Raw genomic sequence first — 17,938 nt, 5'->3', positions numbered from 1 at the left:
AGCTACCCGGACCGGACTCACACCGGCAGGCGACGACGAGCTTCCGACACAGGTCATGACCGCAAAACGATCACCTCCTGATCTCTGGGCGCACCAGTTGCAGTACTAACCCCTGTGTGGTTAGCACTGGTGTGTCAATGGCCAGCCAGGATTTCATGGCCGCTGACACTGGTGTCCGGAGGGGGTATCGACCAGTACGCCAACCTCCTACGACACCGAAAACTGCTGGTCATCGGCAAATAGCGATGGCGTGACGGTTCTGGTCCGGTTGCCGCAGGTTCGTGCCCCGGGCGGGGCGTATCGAACATGGGAACTGGATGAACTGCGGTTTTCGGGTGGGCGCCCTGAAGTTCCTCCGCCCACCCCGCTGAACCGCCGCGAGACTCGCTAGACCGTGCCATCATCGACTGTGCGGGGAGTAGATGTGGGGCGACTCGGTAGATTCTCACGATGAGCGGCAAGCTCGGACCGTCGTAATACGTAGTAGCAGCAAAGATTTCAGCGCGTGCAGAGCGCGCAGTGGACGGGCGCTGCCGCGGCGGCTTACGCCGAGGAGCATCGGGTGAGACAGACCACGGCCTTGTGGATCGGATGGCTGGTCCTCGGCCAGCACCTGCTGCCCGATCGCGAACGCAACGTTGGCGGCGGGCACACCGGCGTAGGCCCCGATGTGCAGCAGCATCTCCGCACTCGGGGTCGCTGGGGTTGGCGAGCACGTGATGGGATCACGGTGTCATAGGTCGAGGACGAGTCGGGGACAGGCGGCACGTGAGACGCAGATGAGCATGGTGTCGTTGGCGGCCTTCTCCTCGTCGGTGAGCAAGGAATCACGGTGGTCGACGGTTCCTGCGAGAACGCGGGTTTCGCACGTTCCGCACGTTCCTTCCTGGCAGGACGAGAGTACCTGGACGCCGACGTCCTCGATGACGTCGAGGATCGAGCGGTCGGGCGGGACAGTCAAAATTGTCCCGGTGGTGGCGAGTTCGACCTCGAAGGAACTGGAGAGAACAGGCGCACCCTGCTCCCTGGGTGTGAACCGCTCCACGTGCAATGCTCCACGCGGCCATGTGGAGCAGCGCTGCTCGACTGCGTCGAGCAGCGATCCTGGGCCGCAACAGTAAACGAGCGTATCTTCGTCCGGGTCGGCGAGCAGGGCATCGAGGTCGAGCAAGCCGCCCTCGTCCTGGGGATGGATCGTCACGCGGTCACCATAGGTGGCGAGTTCGTCGAGGAACGCCATCGATTCGCGCGCGCGGCCGCCGTAGGTGAGTGTCCACTCGACACCGGCAGTGGTCACGGCTGCCAGCATCGGCAGGATCGGGGTGATTCCGATGCCCCCGGCGATGAACCGGTAGCGGCGCGCGGGCTCGAGCGCGAAGTGGTTGCGCGGACCGCGTACCCGCACGGTATCGCCGAGATCGAGCTTGTCATGGATATAGGCCGAGCCGCCGCGCCCATCGGGTTCTCGGAGTACGGCGACCCGCCAGTGCGTCCTGTCGGCGATGTCGCCGCAGAGGGAGTACTGGCGTGTCGTCTTGTCAGGCAGCACGAGGTCTATGTGGGCACCTGGCGCCCATGCCGACAGGTCGCGGCGCGCGGGGTGCTCGAGGATGAGCGTGACGACCTCGTTTGCGGCCTCACGGCGATCCGCGACGACGAGCGCTAACTCGGCTCGAGAGGGGGTGTTCACGATGCGATTCCTTGGTGGCTGCGATGCGAAACTGGCGAGCGGCGTCCGCGGCTGAGTACCGAGCCGACCCAGTCCAGCATGGACCGGTATGACTGCGTGGAGTTCGATTCCAGAGCTGGGTAGTGCCCCGATCCCGTCAGGATGTACCTGGTGAGAGTCCGCTTGTGGATGAAGTTTGGGTCTCGGGGTTGTCTACGCAGGGGCTGGGAAAGTTCCTTGTGCGGCGGTTGACCAGTGCGCATCGCGAGCACCTGCAGCGCTACGGCCACAGGCATTCGGGTTGAGCGGAACCTATCGGGTGTCATGATGGCCCTTGGCCAGTCCCGCATAGGCGGTCCTCAGATCTTTCTTGAGGATCTTGCCGCTGGGGTTCTTGGGCAGCTGCTCCACGAGCACCACGTATTTCGGTCGCTTGTAGCCTGCCAGGAGTTTGCGCGCGTGGGCGTCGACCCGGTCAACGGTGAGTGTGCTACCGGGTTTGGGGACGATCACCGCGGTGACGGCTTCGATCCATCGAGGGTGGTTGATTCCGAAAACGGCGACCTCGGCGACACCGTCAAGCTGGTAGATGGCCTCCTCGACCTCGCGAGACGCGACGTTCTCGCCGCCGGTTTTGATCATGTCCTTCTTACGGTCCACAACGGACAGATAGCCGTCCTCGGTTATGAGGCCCAGATCGCCTGAGTGGAACCAGCCACCGCGAAAGGCCTCGGCGGTTCTGGCCTCGTCGCGGTAGTAGCCGAGCGCGGCGTGCGGGCTGCGGTGGACGATCTCCCCGATCTCACCGGGCGGCACCGGGTTACCACCGTCGTCGACGACCATTGTCTCGACGTTGATTGCGGCCTTGCCGGCACTGCCCGCACGCTCCAACTGCTCATGCGGGCGAAGGATCGTGGCGACCGGCGCCATCTCCGTCTGGCCGTAGAAATTCCACAGACGAACTTCGGGCAGGCGCTCTCGCAGCTCCCGCAGTACCTCCACCGGCATGGGGGAGGCGCCGTAGTAGCCCTTGCGCAGGCTGGACAGATCCGTCGAGTCGAAGTCGGGATGACGTAGCAGGGAGATCCAGACCGTCGGTGGGCAGAACAGCTTTGTTGCCTTTTCCCGCTCGATGGTCGCCAGCAGCGCGGCCGGTTCCGGCCCAGGCAGGATGATGCTGGTGGCGCCGAGATAGACGTCGACGGAGAAGAAACAGTCCAACTGGGCACAGTGGTACATCGGCAGCGCATGCACTTCGATGTCGTCGGCGCTCATCCCGCCGTCGATGGCGCAGGACACATACTGGGCGATCAGCGAGCGGCTGGACAGCATGACGCCTTTGGGCCGGGATTCGGTGCCGGAGGTGTACATGAGCCGCAGCGGATCGTCGTCGGCGACCAGGACTTCGACCGGGGCCGGGTCGCCGGTGTCGATCCAGCTATCGATGTTCTCCCACTCGCCGGTCGCTGCTGTCGGGGACAACCCGATCCAGCCACGGATTCCGCCGGTGAGGCCCGCAGCAGCGATAGCCTTCTCCGCGATCGGGGCGAGGGTGTCTTCGGTGACCAGGCCGCTCGCTCCGGAGTGGGACAGAATATAGGCCACTTCCTCCGCGCCGAGCATGAAGTTGATGGGCACGAGCACTGCGCCGAGGCGAGCGGTCGCGAAGGCCAGCACTACGTAGTGCCGGCAGTTGTGCGACAGCAACGCCAATCGGTCGCCCTTGCCCAGCCCGCGGTCGGCCAACGCGTGCGCACACCGGGTTACGCTCGCGTCGAACTCCGCGTACGTCATGGATCGCTCCCCGTCGATGACGGCGACTTTGGCCGGATAACGCGACGCGGTCCGGCGCAACAGATCGCCCACGGAGTGCTGGCGGGCCTGGGTAACGGCGTCGCTGGTCATCGGGATTCCTTCCTGGAGGTGGAGATAACGTGCTGACGATGGGGAGTCCGCGGAGGCCGTGTCGGTGCGCATCACGTCGGCGAGCTCGGCGGGCAGGGACCGGAACGGCCACTTGTCCGACCATGAGTTGGTACGCGCGTTCAGGTCCGTCACGGCATCTCCGCCCGGGCCATGGGCTACGGGATATGGGCGGCGGGCCAGTGGCTGAATGGAGGATTCGTAACTGATGGCACACGGCACTTCAGGCCGGCGTGAGGTGCACCGGGATTCGTTCCCAGGACCGGAGGGTGTTGTTCAGCCGTCGGGTCGGTGTCCCGGCGAGTTCAACCGCGCCGACTTTCGTCGCAAGTGCCGACAGCACGGCCTCGCCCTCCATCCGCGCTAGGTGTTGCCCCACACACTGGTGCATGCCCATACCGAAACCGACGTGGCCGGAGACTCGCCGGTTCAGGTCGTAGCGGTGCGGTTGGTCGAATCGGCGAGGGTCGCGGTTGGCCGCGGCGAGTTGGAGCAGCACCTTCGCATCAGCCGGTACTGTGACGCCGGCGATGTCGGTGTCGGACACCGCTGTGCGGTAGAAGGTTTGGACAGGTGACTCGAACCGGATCGCCTCCTCGAACGCCATACGTGCGCGCGTCGGCTCCTGCTTGAGTAGCTGCCACTGCTCCGGATTGGTGGCCAGGCAGTGGATCGCCGCCGCGATAGCTGCGACGGTCGTGTCAACACCCGCGGTGAGCAGCGAGCGGACGAGCAGGGGCGCCTCGTCTTCGGGAAGCTCGCCGCGGTCGACGGCATCCCAGATCTGCGCGCCGAGCCCACCTGGCCGCAAAGTCTCCCTGCGGGTTTGTTGTGTGATGGCTGCTATGGCCTCGGGTGCTTTTGCCATCGCGTTGGCAAACAGGTCGTTCTCGGGTCCGCCGCTGTTGAAGACGAGGTCGCCGTAGACGAGCAGGTGTGGCCGGACCTGCTCACCGAGTCCGACTGCTGCCGGGAACACGGTCAGCGGGAACGCCTCGGCCAGTTCTGCTACCGCGTCGACGGTCCCACGCTCGAGGAGTTCGTCGACCATTCGGTTCGCAGCTATCGTGAAGTCCTCCTGCAAGTTCCGCAATGCTCGCTGGGACAGGATCTTGTTGACCACCGCGCGGCGCGGCGTGTGGGCGGGCGGATCGGCCTCGATCAGCACACTCGGTGTGCGCCAGTACTGACCGCTTCTCAGGTCCCCGAGTCCGACTCCTGCACTGGATATCAGATCCTGCCACTGCCGCAGGCCGGCGTGCACCTGGTCGAACCTGCCGCACGCATAGACTCCGTATCGGGGAAGCCACACCAACGGCCCCGCCTCACGGAGCCGCTCATGGAACTCGTGCGGCTCACGAAGAACATCGTGGTCGTACGGGTCGATGTCGAGTGTCGGTACGTCATCCATCCGGAAGCTGGTTTTCATCATGACTCCTCGGCCGATTCCGTATTGGTCGGCGCAGTTCGTTCTTCGGGATCTTGCCGCTGGGGTGTCGAGGATCAGTCGGCGAAGACCGCGTACTCGGCCGGTGGTAGCCGGCGGGTACGCGAAACGGCCGAGCACGCTGGGCCATCGGCTCCGGCGGCGGACTGGAGAGTTCGGTCGGATCCTCCTCTGCGGGAGAGGCTCGTCGGAATCAGGGGTCGCGACCATGCCGTGCCGGAGGACACCGCGGAACTCGATCGTCGCGCCGAGATCTCTCGGCAGCGCGACGTAGCGCGGTTTGGGGAATCTCGTACGAATGGCGACATCGCCATCTACCCCTCCTCGGGTTGGGGACGGGCCGCACCGAGGGGCCGCCCGACTCATCTGGTGATTCAAGTCACCGATATTGGAAGACAATATTGGAGCCAATTGGACGAGTCAAGAGTTGATCGATTCGGTCCGGCTCGCCTCTGCTGGCGGATTATCCGGGTAGATGGGCAAATTTGTTTTCGTCGACCTCTTGCGCAGATAGTCTCTAGGCGGCATATTGGCTACCAATCTTGCCTATGAATATGCAGCTGTCACCGGAGGATGCAGATGAACCAACCCGTGGCGCAGGGTGGCGCCGACCTCGACGTCCCGGTCCTGATCGTCGGCGGAGGCCCGGCCGGGCTCACGGCCGCGCTGGAGCTGGCCAGACGCGGGATTGATGGTCTACTGGTGGAGCGGCGCGCCTTCACGGCCCACTTTCCGCGGGCCCACTTGCTCAACGTTCGTACGATGGAGACATTCCATGACGTGGGAGTGGCCGAGCAGGTCTACCAGGAGTCGCCGCCCGAGGATCAATGGCACAAGTGCGCCTGGTACACCTCGCTCGCCGGCCCAAGCCCCTTGCACGGCCGCAAGGTCGGCGAGGTCCCGGCATGGGGCGGTGGAAAGGACGCGGCTCGTTACGCCGCCGCGAGCCCACGGAGGTTCGCGAATCTGCCCCAGTTGCGGCTCGACATGATCCTCGCCGACCATGCTGCGCGCGCCTGGCCGGGGCAAGTCCGATCGCAGCAGGAACTCATCGGCTTGGACCTCGACGACACCGGCGCGACGGCGACGGTCGTCGACCGTGACAGCGGCCGCTCGTACCGGGTCCGCGCCCGTTTCGTGATCGCCGCCGACGGTGGGCGGACGTGTGCGGGGCTGCTGGGTGTCGGGGTCACCGGGCCGCGGGCTCTCCTGGATGTCGTCAGCGTGTACTTCGCCGCCGACCTCTCCTCCTACGCCGACCCGGAGGCGCTGCTCACCTACTTCGTCTCACCGTCCGGTCAGGGGAGTTTCGCCGGGGCGCTGCTGGCGCTCGGCCCGGGCCGGTGGGGTGCGCAGTCGCCGGAATGGTCGCTGAGCATGACGTACCGCATCGGCGACCCGACGGCGCACGACACGGACGCGATCCTCCGGCAGGCACGGGGCATCCTCGGCCTTCCCGACCTGGATATCGACGTGCACGCGATCAGTCACTGGCAGTTCGAGGGTGTGGTCGCCGACCGTTTCCGGGTCGGCCCGGTGTTCCTGGTCGGCGATGCCGCGCACCGCCATCCCCCTACCGGGGGCCTGGGATTGAACACCGCGATCGGTGACGTGACGAATCTGGCGTGGAAGGTCGCGGCGGTCCTGAAGGGTGAGGCCGACGAGACGCTGCTGGACAGCTACGAGAGCGAACGGATGCCGGTCGCGGCTCGGAACGTGGAGCACTCGCTGCGCAACGCGGGACGGCACGCGCCGGTGGCCGCCGCACTGGGCCTGGTGAAGGGGCAGTCGGAAGAGGAAGGCTGGGCGCAGATCGCTGTATGGGCCGCCGATACGCCTGAGGGTGCGCGGCGGCGAGTCGCCGCGGAGTCGGCGGTGGCGCATAACGCGGAGGACTACGGCCAGCTCAATATCGAAGCCGGGTTCGCCTACGAGGCTGGTGCTGTCATCCCCGACGGCACGCCGCCACCCCCTGGGCACGATTCCGCGACCGAGTTCCACCCGACGGCGAGGCCGGGGCACCACATTCCGCATGTCTGGCTGGACCGAGATGGTCAGCGAGTCTCCACATCGGATCTCGTGGCGCCCGAGGGGATGACACTGTTCGTCGATGTGGCGCACGCGGCGGCTTGGCGGCGTGCGGCCGAGACCGTCGACGGGGTCCGGCTCACCCTCGTCGAGGTGGGCGGCGCACTGGCCGACCCGTCGGGGGCGTGGACGTCCGTGCGCGGCACCGCCCCAGACGGGGCCCTGCTCGTGCGCCCGGATCGGCACGTCGCATGGCGCGTCGCGACGGTTCCCGCCGATCCCGCCACCGAGCTGGCCGCCGCTCTGCGGCTACTGGTACGCCCCGTGTCGGCCCTGGTAGGAGTCCGTCGCGACCTGGCCGGGATCACCGATGCCGGTGAGGCACTTCGAGTGGGGTCCGCACATGATCCGCGCTTGTTCACTGTCCTCGAATGAGGCCTATCAGGAGGAATTTCCATGGCAGAAATCGTTTTCGGTGCGGCGACTTCACACAGTCCGCTGCTGGCCGTGCCACCGAATATGTGGGCCGAGCGCGCAGATCAGGATCGCGCGAACCCCGAACTCTACGATGCCTCGGGGGTCATCCGGAGCTTCGATGACCTCGCGGCCGCAGCCGGGGACCGGTTCGCATTCAGTGGCACACCCGCCGTCTGGGAGGAGAACTGGCGGCGTTGTGAGGCGGCGCTCGAGAGGTTGCGGGCGGATTTCCGCCGCGTCGCCCCGGACGTCGTCCTGATCGTCGGCGACGACCAGCGTGAGCTGTTCACCGAAACCAACCAGCCGGCCATGGCGATCTCCGCGGCCGCGACGATGACAACCGGAGTGCTCGACGACCACGACTCGGAATTCCTCCAGGAGGCGGCCCGTAGCTACCTGATGGACGCCGAGTTCACCTTCGCCGGGCATGCGGCGCTGGCGGAGGATCTGGTCCGGGGTTTGATGACCGAGGGCTTCGATATCGGCTGGATGGCCGCCGCGCCGCCCGGAACCGGCTTCGGTCATGCCTACGGCTTTCCGATTCACAAGTTCCTGCAACCGGACCCCATTCCGGTGATTCCCTTCATGCTCAACACCTACTACCCGCCCAACCAGCCGAGCCCCAAGCGATGCTTCGAACTCGGGCGTGCTGTGCGTGCGGCTGCCGCGGCGTCACCGATCGATACCCGGATCGCCGTTCTCGCCTCCGGTGGCATGAGTCACTTCGTCGTGAACGAAGACCTGGATCGGCGGGTACTCGACGCGATCACGAACAAGGACAGCGAGGCGCTGTGCGGGTTACCGGCCGCTCTGCTCAACAGCGGTTCCTCCGAGATCCGGAACTGGATCACCGTGGCCGGCGCCATGGAGGGCCGGGCAGTCGACTGGTCCGAGTACGTGCCCATCGTGCGGTCGGCCGCTGGAACCGGCTGCGGCATGGGCTTTCTGAGCTGGCACTAGAAGGAGAGACATAACGTGGCGCGACATTCGATCGAGGTACCCGGCCTGCATCACGGTGGTCTGCCGATCCCGCAGGCCTGCATGGTAGGCAATCTGCTGGCCTCCAGCGGGATCTCTCCGCTCGACCCGGCGACCGGAGCGGTGCCGGATGACACCGAGGCGCAGGTGCAGCTGGTGTTCGCGAACGCCCGCCGAATCCTCGAGGCCGCCGGCGGCGGCCCGGAGGACATGGCCAAGTGCACGGTCTTCGTGCGCGACAAGGCAATTCGCCCTGTCATCGACAAGTACTGGATCGAGATGTTTCCCGACGAGGCGAGCAGGCCGGCCCGGCACACACTGCGGATCGACCTGGCCGAGCCGCTGCAGATCCAACTCGAGATCCTCGCCCTGCTGAACAAAGGCTGACACCTATGATCATCGACGCACACGCCCATCTCGTCGCCCCGGACGGGCTCTACGCCTACCGAGCGGCCCTGATCGCTGACGGCGGCTACCATGCCGGCCAGCCCAAGATCCCCGACGACGTGCTGGCGCAGACGGCCGCGGGCAATGTGGCCGTGATGGATTCGGTAGGGACCGACCTGCAGCTCCTGTCGCCCCGCCCCTTCCATCTCGGCAGCTCGATGCAGCCGGATCGGCTGGTGGACCCGTGGGTCCGCGCGAACAACGACACCATCGCCCGGACCGTCGCCCTGTACCCGGACCGGTTCGCTGGAGTCGGCGCGCTTCCACTCGTACCGGACCGCTCCGTGGATGTCGCCTTCGCCGAGCTCGACCGCGTGGTGGACCTGGGCTTCGTCGGCGTGCTGATCAACCCCGATCTGCACGAGGGCCGTGGCACTACACCGACACTCGGGGACCGGTACTGGTATGGGTTGTACGAGAAGCTCGTTGAGCGCGACCTCCCCATGCACATCCATTCCGCGGGTTGCTACAGCGAGCGCGAGACATACAGCGAGCATTTCGTCACCGAGGAATCCATCGCGATCCTGTCCATGCTGCGCAGCTCAGTCTTCGCCGACTTTCCTTCGCTGCGTGTGATGATTTCCCATGGCGGCGGCTCCGTGCCGTACCAGATCGGGCGCTGGCAGGCCGAGGTCCTGCACCCGGCGCTGGGCGGCAGCCCCGAGTCGGAGCGGTTCGAGACCTCGTTGCGCAGATTCTGGTTCGACAGCGTGCTGCACCACCCACCGTCGCTGGAGTTGCTGTTGCGCACCGTCGGTGCCGATCGTGTGCTGTTCGGGACCGAGAAGCCGGGCAGCGGCAGCGCCCCCAACCCGGACACGGGCCGCGACTTCGACGACATCAAACCCGTCATCGAGGGCTTCGGATTCCTTTCGGACACCGATCGCAGCGCGATATTCGAGGGCAACGCGCGGCTGGTGTTCCCCGCCCTGAAGAACGTGGCGGGTCGCCCATGAACAACCTGGTGAAACGACTCCGCGCGTTGGATACCTGCGCCGTGTCCGACGCTCTGGACCGGCACGGTCTCACCGGCGTTGTCCACGGGGTGCGGTCGCTCGCCGCCGACCGGCCCCTGGCGGGCCGGGCGGTCACCGTCCTGCTGGGCCCGCCACCCGCTCATCACGCCGGATCGCCGCGGCGACATCTCGGAACCGCCGCCGTCGACGCTTCCGGCCCGGATGAGGTCGTCGTGGTTGCCCACCAGGGGCGGATCGACTGCGCGGGCTGGGGTGGCCTGTTGTCACGTGCCGCCGCAGTACGTGGCGTCGAGGGCGTAGTGGTCGATGGGGCGGCCCGCGACCTGACCGAGGCGAGCGAGGTGGGATTGCCGGTGTTCGCGCATGCCGCTTCCCCCGTCACCGCCCGGGGGCGGGCAGTCGAGCTGGCCTGGGGCGAGCCGGTCGAGATTGGCGGAGTACCCGTCGCCCCCGGTGACCTGGTCCTCGGTGATACCGGCGGCGTAGTGATAGTCCCGGCGGACCGGGCGCAGGACGTGCTGGCCACTGCGGAGCGGATCGCGGCCACAGAGTCGGCTATGGCCACCGCGATCCAGGCGGGGACACCGGTGTCCACCGTGATGGGCACGAGATACGAGGAGCTGACCGATGGGGACCGCTGAGCAGACGCTGAAAACCCGGTTGGCCGCATTGTCGACCTCCGCGGTCTCCGACGCACTGGATCGCCTCGGCATCGCCGGTCAGGCGCTGGGCATCGTGCCCCTCGACCGGTCGTTCCGGCTGGTCGGGCACGCCTGGACGGTACGATACGGGCCCGTCGGGCAGGATCGTGGCACGGTCGGTGACTATATCGACGACCTCGGCCCAGACGATGTCGTCGTGCTCGACAACCAGGGTCGCCTCGACGCCACCGTGTGGGGTGACTTGCTGACGGCAACTGCCCATAGCCGGGGCGTCGCCGGAACGGTTATCGACGGTGTCTGCCGTGACGTGGACCGCAGCCTCACGCTCGGCTACCCGCTCTTCTCCCGGGGCAATTGGATGCGCACCGGCAAGGATCGCGTCCGTGTCGAAGCCACTCGGGTGGCGGTGTCCGTCGGCGGTGTCCGCGTCGAGCCGGGTGACCTGCTGCTCGGCGACGGTGACGGATTGGTGGCGATCCCCGTCGCCCGTGCCGAGGAGGTGCTGGCGGCAGCGGAGGAGATCGAGCGCGCGGAAGACGGCATTCGCCGGGCCGTCGAGGCCGGAGCATCACTGCGGGAAGCTCGCCGTGCCCATGGCTATCACGACCTGCAGTACCTGACGGGGCGGACGTCATGACACCGATCGGCGGGAGCGGTCCCGAGTTGACTTCGGCCACCGTGCACGAGGCGGCCGACCGTATCGGTGCGTTGCCGTCGGTGATCAAGCCGTTGTCACCGGACATGCACCTAGAGGCACCGGCGTTTCCCGTCCGGGTGCCACCGGGGGACAACCTCTGGCTGCACCGCGCGGTGTACGCGGCCCGCCGTGGTGAGGTGCTGGTCGTCGACACGGGTGGCGGCCTCGAGTACGGCTACTGGGGTGAGATCCTGGCCGAGGCCGCGATCGCCCGCGGGCTCGCGGGCCTGGTGATCAATGGCGGTGTCCGCGACTCCCGGCGGCTCATCGAGCTCGGCTGGCCTGTCTTCGCTGAACGCCTCTGCGTCCGTGGGACCGCGAAGAACCCTCGCGGCGACGGCGAACTGGGCGAACCCGTCCAGTTGGGCGACGTCATCGTCGGTCTCGGCGACCTCGTCGTCGCCGACGCCGACGGAGTCGTGTGCATTCCGGCGGCGAGTGCCGACGACATCAGGACCAGGTCCATCGAGCGCGAACGAACCGAGACCGAGTACATCCAGCGGCTGCGTGATGGCGAGACCACCGTGGCGATCTACGGTCTGCCATGAGCTCTCGTCCGTCAGTGGGGAAGCCTACCGCTGCTATAGTGCGAGCGGTGACGCACAGCGAGCAGGGGCCGGGCACGCCGAGGAAGGTGGTTACGATCGCGTCCGCGTCCAGTGTCGAGAACCGGAGCGTCGCGAGCGTGATCAACCGGTTACGGGACATGATCATCAATCGCGCCCTCCTTCCGGGGCAGCAGATCCGCCAGGAGGAAATGGCACGCGTGCTGGGGATCAGCCGGGTGCCGCTGCGGGAAGCGCTCCGGGTGCTCACAACAGAAGGCTTGTTGGTACATCGGCCGCACCAGGGCTATTTCGTCACGAGGCTGAACGCCGAGGAGCTCGGTCAGATCGGCAATATGCTCGCGTTCCTGGAGACGGAGCTGATCCGGACGGTTCGCTGGCCCACCGACGACGAGGTGGCGCTGTTGCGGGGCATCAACCGCGAGATCGCCATGGCCGCAGTGGCGCGTGATATCTCGGCGGTCAACCGGCTCAACGGGGCCCTGCACCGCGAGATCTTCCGGCTGTCACCGATGGGGGTGTATCTCGCTGAGGCGGAGAAGTTTTGGACCATGTCCGAGCCGTACCGCCTGCTGCACGTAGCCACCACGGATGCCGCGATCGCCACCGATGAACACGATCAGCTCATTGACGCACTCGCTGCTCGAGACCGGGCCCTGTGCCTGCGGATCCTCGCGCGTCACAGGCGGGAGACTCATGAGGCCGCGCTCACCATGCTCGCCGGCGACATCGGGTCCGGCGCAGAGTTCGGTGCTGGACAGTAGCGAGCTTCGGGCTGTCGCCGACCACTGGACATCATCGATGGGCGGGCGGACCACCGGTGCAAAGCATCGGCGGCCAGGCTGCTCACCGGTGGCGTTTGTGATATTCGCGTGGGGTACTACCGAGATGATCGGCGAAAGCGCGTCGGAAGGCAGCCTCGCTGATGTACCCGACAGTAGCCGCGACACGGGCGACGGCCATGTCGGTCGTGGCGAGGAGTTTCGCGGCGGTCGCCATTCGCCATCGGATGAGATAGGAGTGCGGGGTTTCGCCGACCACCTCGGCGAACCGGGCGGCGAAGGCCGATCGTGACAGGCCGCAGGCCGACGCGAGCGAAGCGACCGACCAGGAATGCCCGGGGTCGGCATGGATCAGGGTGATGGCGGGAGCGATCAGCGGGTCGGCCAGTGCTCGAAAGCCGGGTGGGCCGGTGATGTTGCGGGTCTGCAGCCGGAGCGCGAGGATCAGAAGGATCTCCGCGAGGCGACTCATCAGCCGGGTGCTCGCGGGACCGGGTGCCGCGCTCTCCTCGATCATCGTGTCGGCGACGTGCCGTAACGGCTCGGACCCAGCCAGGCCCTGCCCGGAGACATGGATCACGCTCGGGAGACTGTCCCACAGCGGCCCGCGCGGCGCGTCACCCATCTGCATCAGGCAGCACACGAAGGAGCTGCCCGGGTCGTCGCCATGGGTCAATCGCAGCGGTTGGGGCGTCGCCGTATCGGTGGGCGGGAGGGTGAACGTCCAGGTCGTGTTCGACGGATCGGAGCCGTCGTGCATGTGCCCTCGTGCCCCGTGTGGGCGGATCACGACATCCCCTGGCCTCGTCACGATCGGCTCGGCGTCCGGTGCCGGGACCAGATGACTTTCGCCGGTGACCTGGACGAGTACCACCAGCAAGGAGGTCGGCTCACAGTCCACCCGCCACGGCGGGGCGAGGTCAACTCGCCCCGCGACGACGGTCGTCAGGCGATGTACCTCCAGCAGCGAAGCGAGAACGTCGACCTCCGCGGCGGCCGGGTCGTCCAGTATTTCCTGCTGCGGTGGCATCGGCCCTCCGTATCTGTCAGCTGAGTCAGCTGGACGATTTCATCGTTTCTTGCGACGCTACAGCACGGATGCTCTTTCAATTGCGGGGTTTACTCGAGTCTCGGAGCCGGATTGCATGCGGACCGCAACCTACGCGGACGTCGCTCGGGAGCGAAGGAGATGATTCCCCCGATGGTGGAGAACCAGTTGACGTATGAACTCGACGGCGACGTCGGGTTGATCGGGATCAACCGGCCGGAAAAGCGCAATGCGCTACACGACCAGATGTTTGTCGAGCTCGGTCGGCTCATAGAGGAGGCCGGCCAGCACGCGAAGGCGGCCGTGATCTTCGGTGTCGGCCCCGACTTCTCAGCTGGGCTGGACCTCGCGGAGACCCTGCGCCGCCTGACGGACGGAGACATGCGGCGGAGGTGGGTGGGCGCGCATGCTCCGCACATCGCATTCGACAAGATCGCCCGCGGACGCATTCCCGTGGTCGCTGCCCTGACCGGTGCGGTGATCGGCGCGGGACTGGAGGTGGCTGCCTCGGCGCACATCCGGGTGGCCCACGACACCGCCTTCTTCGCCCTGCCCGAGGCGCGGCGGGGGATATACGTCGGCGCTGGTGGCTCCGTTCGCATTCAGCGCCTGCTGGGCAACGCGCGAATGACCGACATGATGCTCACCGGCAGGGTTCTCGACGCTGACCAGGCGCTCGCCCAAAACTTGGTTCAGTACCGAGTGGACGCGGGCAAAGCGCTCGAGACGGCGCGCAAGATCGCGAAGGTCGTCGCCGAAAACACACCTGAGTCCAATTGGGCGATCACTCAAGGGCTCGCACGTGTGAACGACATGTCCGACGACGACGGTCTTTACGTCGAGACGTTGGTTGCGCAGAACGCTGTCTCGGCGGAGTCCGAGAAGCGTCTGCGCGATTTTGTGGAGAAGCGGGCCAAGCCGCTGGACAGTCCAGCGCAGTCGCGCAGCTGAAACGGTCGAGTGAAGGTGCCCAATGACGAGCAACCACAATGAATCGGCCTCCGCGGTGGCGGTCGGAAAAATGCTCAACCCACGGTCGATCGCGATCGTCGGCGTCTCCGCCAAGCCGGGATCGAGCGGACGCAACCTGCTGGAGAATCTGCAGCGCAACGACTATCGCGGTGAGATCCACCTGGTGGGCCGTTCCGGCGGTGAGATCGGCGGGCTTCCGGTGCTGACCGCTATCGACGAGCTGCCAAAGGGTGTTGATCTCGCGCTGCTGATCCTGTCCGCGACCGGGGTCCGGGATGCGGTCGCCGCGTGTATCCGCAAGGAGGTCCACGTCGGTGTCATCTACGCTTCCGGGTTCGCCGAGTTCGGCGACGCGGGTCGCGCCGAGCAGGCGGAGATCACCCGACTGGCCCAGGCGGGCGGGCTGCGTCTCGTCGGGCCGAACTGCATCGGCTACACCAACTACATCGAGCCGCTGAACACCGTCTTCCTGCCCGATGACCCGGTGCGCCGGCTCGATACCGCCCCGGGGCCCGCCGTGGCGGTGCTGGCCCAGAGCGGCGGGCTCATGGGCATGATCTTCCAAGGCTTGCGGGCTCGGGGTGTGCCGATCTCGTATCGCTTATCGACCGGCAATGAAGCCGGACTTACGCTGACCGACTTCCTGGCGTTCCTCGCCGACGACCCCGCGACCGGCGGCGCTGTCATCTATGCCGAGGACATCCGTGACCCGAATGGGTTTCTGGAAGCCGTCCGGAAGGTCCGTGCGCGGGAAAAGTTGCTGGTATTGATGCATACCGGTCGCAGTGCCAGGGCCCAGCAGGCCGCGGCGTCGCACACGGGGGCCCTCGCTGCCGACTACGGAGTGATGAAAACCCTGGCGACTCACGCGGGGGCGTGTGTTGTGGAGTCCTTCGAGGAACTCATCGACGTTGCCGAGATTCTCGCGCGGTATCCGCAGCCTCCGACGGGGGGCGCCGCGGTCGCGACCACATCGGGGGCCTTCTGTGCGATCGCCCTCGATGCGCTGGGCGATCTCGATATCGAGGTGCCGGCTCTCTCCCCGGCCACTGAGGCAACCCTGGGTGCTCGGTTACCGGCGTACATGATGCCGAGCAACCCGCTCGACCTCGGCACGGCGGTCGTCACCGATCCCGAGCTGTTCCACGACGGGCTCGCCGCACTGCTGGGCGACGATCGGATCGGCTCGGTCACCCTCGCCGTTCCGTATTCGCATTCCGCGGCCAACCAGGAGATGCTCAGGCAGGTGACCAGGGCCGCGGCTGGGCAGCCCAAACCGGTCGCGGTCGCCCTGCTGGTCGATGTGCTGCCGATGGCCCGCCGAGCTGGCCGCCTATGCCGCCGAGCACAGGGTGGTCATCTCCAGCTCGCCGGAACGGAGTCTGCGGGCGATCGCCGCGGTGACCCGCTACGGGCGCTCCTTGGCCCGCGCCCGGTCCATCGCCACAGCGACGGGTGACCCGGTCGGCCCCATCGACCTCGGTTCGGGCACACAGCCGGAATGGCGGGGCAAGAGGATCCTGGCCGAAATCGGCGTGCCGGTTCCGGAGGGCGCGCTGGCGACCTCCGTCGATGAGGCTGTCGATATCGCCGCTAAGATCGGGTATCCGGTGGCGGCCAAGGTCCAGGCTGCGGCTGTGTACCACAAGACCGAGGCGGGCGGGCTTGCACTCGGCATCGCCGACGAGTCCAGCCTCCGCGCCGCCTGGACCGAGCTGACCGAACGTGTCTCGGCTGCCACTCGCGTCGACTTCGACGGAATCCTGGTCGAGGCTATGGCGCCTCGGGGCGTCGAGTTGATGATCGGCGCGAAGCGGCATCCGGCTTGGGGTCCGGTCATGATGATCGGACTCGGCGGGGTCTGGGTCGAGGCGCTCGGCGACATCCGGCTGATCCCGCCGGACCTGGCCGAATCCGAGATCGTCGACGAGCTCGAAAGGCTGCGGGCGGCAAAGCTCTTGGGCGGGTTCCGCGGGTCCGCGGCCGTCGACCTAGCCGCGGTGGCGAAAGTCGTCGCAACCGTTGGCCGGCGCGTGACAGATCATCCCGACATCGCCGAGATCGACATCAACCCAGTTCTCGCCAGCGCAGACGGGGCGATGGCGCTCGACGTGCTCATCGTGTGCAGCGACGACAACCGGATCGCAGAGACGGTGAGCGGAGCATGACGGAGCACACTTCCCGGCGGACAAGTGGCGCGACCGCCGAGGCCGCCGCGCTCGAGCATGTGCGGCAGGCGGAGCGCGCGGCCGGTGACATACCGGGCCTGCCACAGGTAGACGCTGACTGGCGCCCCGGCCACGCCGCGGTCGTTGGTGCCGGGACGATGGGCGGCGGGATCGCGATGGCACTGGCGAATGCCAGGATCCCGGTGACGCTGATCGATCGGAGCACACAGGATCTCGACCGCGGTCTGTCCCGTATCGCCGCGAACTACGCATCGAGCGTGCGCCGCGGTCGGCTCGAGGAAGCCGATGCCGACCGGCGCCTGGCTCTCATCGGCCGGGCAACCGGCATGGAGGCGATCGGCCAGGCTGACGTCGTGGTGGAGGCGGTCTTCGCGGAGCTGTCGGTCAAACAGGAGGTCTTCCGCGCGATCGACCAGCACGCGCGTCCCGGCACCCTGCTCGGGACCAACACGTCCGCGCTGGATATCGACGCCATCGCAAGCGCGACGAGCCGCCCACAGGATGTCATCGGCGCGCACTTCTTCAGCCCCGCGCAAGTCATGCGTCGCGTGGCTGCTCCTTCGTGGCCACCTGCCGCCGCCCGGACTTCTCGCACATGGCTCCGAACCGACCGTCCGCATCGCCGAAAACCTCGGCTTCGACGACCCGTCCAACTTCGCCAAATACTTTCACCACCGCACGGGAACCACACCCACCGAGTTCCGATCCCGCGTCCGGGCACCCTTTGCCGGATCGATGTAGCAACCGAGATCGCCCTTGCCAAACCAGTTGCTGACGTTGCTTCTGTTGCTGCATAAGCTCCTCGATGGTGGTGGGCAGGGCGGTCTCGTCGCCGACGTTGCGGATGCGGTGGATGTCGCCGGGCGGCGCGAAGCCGCTGACCACGCCGGGGAGGGTTGTCCCGCGCGCAGTCGGAATCCTTCGGTCCCGAGCGAAAACGCCCTCAGGTACTGGTGACCGCCATCGCCGCTGCGGCGCAGGCGATTTCGCCACGTCGGCAGTTCGGTCACGTCTGGACTCCTGTCTTTCGGTCTATCCAGAAGAAACGACGAGGGAGCCCCGCGATGAGCAGTGCT

General features: G+C 66.8%; 17 protein-coding genes and 1 pseudogene. 13 read left to right on the top strand and 5 right to left on the bottom strand.

Features of this window, described 5'->3' with window-relative positions; all coding sequences use genetic code 11:
• Nucleotides 1-445: 445 nt before the first annotated feature.
• The 4 genes from AB0J47_RS40165 to AB0J47_RS40150 form a co-directional block, all read right to left on the bottom strand.
• A complete protein-coding gene (locus AB0J47_RS40165; RefSeq protein ID WP_329406719.1) occupies nucleotides 446-682 on the bottom strand; it encodes a hypothetical protein in 237 nt (78 codons plus the stop codon).
• A 51-nt stretch (nucleotides 683-733) separates the two neighbouring features.
• A complete protein-coding gene (locus AB0J47_RS40160) occupies nucleotides 734-1,690 on the bottom strand; it encodes a PDR/VanB family oxidoreductase (RefSeq protein WP_329406716.1) in 957 nt (318 codons plus the stop codon).
• A gap of 291 nt (nucleotides 1,691-1,981) precedes the next feature.
• Nucleotides 1,982-3,574: an acyl-CoA synthetase gene (locus tag AB0J47_RS40155; RefSeq protein ID WP_364359257.1), complete on the bottom strand. Its 1,593-nt coding sequence runs from the start codon at nucleotides 3,572-3,574 to the stop codon at nucleotides 1,982-1,984.
• Nucleotides 3,575-3,815: 241 nt separating this feature from the next.
• Nucleotides 3,816-5,021 (bottom strand): cytochrome P450, encoded by a 1,206-nt coding sequence (locus tag AB0J47_RS40150; protein ID WP_364359254.1) that lies wholly within the window; start codon nucleotides 5,019-5,021, stop codon nucleotides 3,816-3,818.
• A 597-nt stretch (nucleotides 5,022-5,618) separates the two neighbouring features.
• Here AB0J47_RS40150 and AB0J47_RS40145 point away from each other — a divergent pair.
• From AB0J47_RS40145 to AB0J47_RS40110, 8 genes are read left to right on the top strand one after another with little or no spacing between them, the layout of a single operon-like run.
• Nucleotides 5,619-7,502: an FAD-dependent monooxygenase gene (locus AB0J47_RS40145; protein ID WP_364359251.1), complete on the top strand. Its 1,884-nt coding sequence runs from the start codon at nucleotides 5,619-5,621 to the stop codon at nucleotides 7,500-7,502.
• A 21-nt stretch (nucleotides 7,503-7,523) separates the two neighbouring features.
• The gene (locus tag AB0J47_RS40140) at nucleotides 7,524-8,504 is read left to right on the top strand and encodes a hypothetical protein (protein ID WP_364359248.1); all 981 of its coding nucleotides are present in this window, start codon (nucleotides 7,524-7,526) and stop codon (nucleotides 8,502-8,504) included.
• 15 nt (nucleotides 8,505-8,519) lie between these two features.
• Nucleotides 8,520-8,909, top strand: coding sequence for a RidA family protein (locus AB0J47_RS40135; RefSeq protein ID WP_329406705.1), 390 nt, complete (start codon nucleotides 8,520-8,522; stop codon nucleotides 8,907-8,909).
• A gap of 5 nt (nucleotides 8,910-8,914) precedes the next feature.
• On the top strand, nucleotides 8,915-9,925 hold the full coding sequence (locus AB0J47_RS40130) for an amidohydrolase family protein (protein WP_364359244.1): 1,011 nt from the start codon (nucleotides 8,915-8,917) through the stop codon (nucleotides 9,923-9,925).
• Nucleotides 9,922-10,587 (top strand): 4-carboxy-4-hydroxy-2-oxoadipate aldolase/oxaloacetate decarboxylase, encoded by a 666-nt coding sequence (locus AB0J47_RS40125; protein WP_364359241.1) that lies wholly within the window; start codon nucleotides 9,922-9,924, stop codon nucleotides 10,585-10,587. The genes AB0J47_RS40130 and AB0J47_RS40125 overlap by 4 nt, the downstream gene beginning before the upstream one ends.
• Nucleotides 10,574-11,245 carry an RraA family protein gene (locus AB0J47_RS40120; RefSeq protein ID WP_364359238.1) on the top strand — a complete coding sequence of 224 codons (672 nt, stop codon included), beginning with the start codon at nucleotides 10,574-10,576 and terminating at the stop codon, nucleotides 11,243-11,245. The genes AB0J47_RS40125 and AB0J47_RS40120 overlap by 14 nt, the downstream gene beginning before the upstream one ends.
• Nucleotides 11,242-11,853, top strand: a complete 612-nt coding sequence (locus AB0J47_RS40115) for an RraA family protein (RefSeq protein WP_329406697.1) — start codon at nucleotides 11,242-11,244, stop codon at nucleotides 11,851-11,853. Before AB0J47_RS40120 ends, AB0J47_RS40115 begins: the two co-directional genes overlap by 4 nt.
• A gap of 47 nt (nucleotides 11,854-11,900) precedes the next feature.
• Complete coding sequence (locus AB0J47_RS40110; RefSeq protein ID WP_364359233.1) at nucleotides 11,901-12,635, top strand: GntR family transcriptional regulator; 735 nt, start codon at nucleotides 11,901-11,903, stop codon at nucleotides 12,633-12,635.
• Between the two features lie 82 nt (nucleotides 12,636-12,717).
• Here the strand turns inward: AB0J47_RS40110 and AB0J47_RS40105 are convergent, their stop codons facing one another.
• The gene (locus AB0J47_RS40105; RefSeq protein ID WP_364359230.1) at nucleotides 12,718-13,683 is read right to left on the bottom strand and encodes an AraC family transcriptional regulator; all 966 of its coding nucleotides are present in this window, start codon (nucleotides 13,681-13,683) and stop codon (nucleotides 12,718-12,720) included.
• Nucleotides 13,684-13,854: 171 nt separating this feature from the next.
• Here AB0J47_RS40105 and AB0J47_RS40100 point away from each other — a divergent pair, with 171 nt between their 5' ends.
• The 5 genes and pseudogenes from AB0J47_RS40100 (at nucleotide 13,855) to AB0J47_RS40080 (ending at nucleotide 17,603) form a co-directional block, all read left to right on the top strand.
• Complete coding sequence (locus AB0J47_RS40100) at nucleotides 13,855-14,652, top strand: crotonase/enoyl-CoA hydratase family protein (RefSeq protein ID WP_364359227.1); 798 nt, start codon at nucleotides 13,855-13,857, stop codon at nucleotides 14,650-14,652.
• Nucleotides 14,653-14,674: 22 nt separating this feature from the next.
• Nucleotides 14,675-16,132, top strand: coding sequence for a CoA-binding protein (locus AB0J47_RS40095; protein ID WP_364359224.1), 1,458 nt, complete (start codon nucleotides 14,675-14,677; stop codon nucleotides 16,130-16,132).
• A complete protein-coding gene (locus AB0J47_RS40090; RefSeq protein ID WP_364359221.1) occupies nucleotides 16,074-16,841 on the top strand; it encodes an acetate--CoA ligase family protein in 768 nt (255 codons plus the stop codon). Before AB0J47_RS40095 ends, AB0J47_RS40090 begins: the two co-directional genes overlap by 59 nt.
• Nucleotides 16,838-17,398 (top strand): annotated as a pseudogene (locus AB0J47_RS40085) (3-hydroxyacyl-CoA dehydrogenase NAD-binding domain-containing protein); the annotation flags it as partial. The gene AB0J47_RS40090 and the pseudogene AB0J47_RS40085, both read left to right, overlap by 4 nt.
• Nucleotides 17,364-17,603 (top strand): helix-turn-helix domain-containing protein, encoded by a 240-nt coding sequence (locus AB0J47_RS40080; protein ID WP_364359262.1) that lies wholly within the window; start codon nucleotides 17,364-17,366, stop codon nucleotides 17,601-17,603. The pseudogene AB0J47_RS40085 and the gene AB0J47_RS40080, both read left to right, overlap by 35 nt.
• The last annotated feature ends 335 nt before the right edge of the window (nucleotides 17,604-17,938 follow it).

The organism is Nocardia sp. NPDC049737 (assembly GCF_040674755.1).
In the GTDB taxonomy this organism is placed as follows: domain Bacteria; phylum Actinomycetota; class Actinomycetes; order Mycobacteriales; family Mycobacteriaceae; genus Nocardia.
The sequence above is the reverse complement of the archived record's forward strand: the minus strand, read 5'-3'. Positions and strand labels throughout refer to the sequence as shown.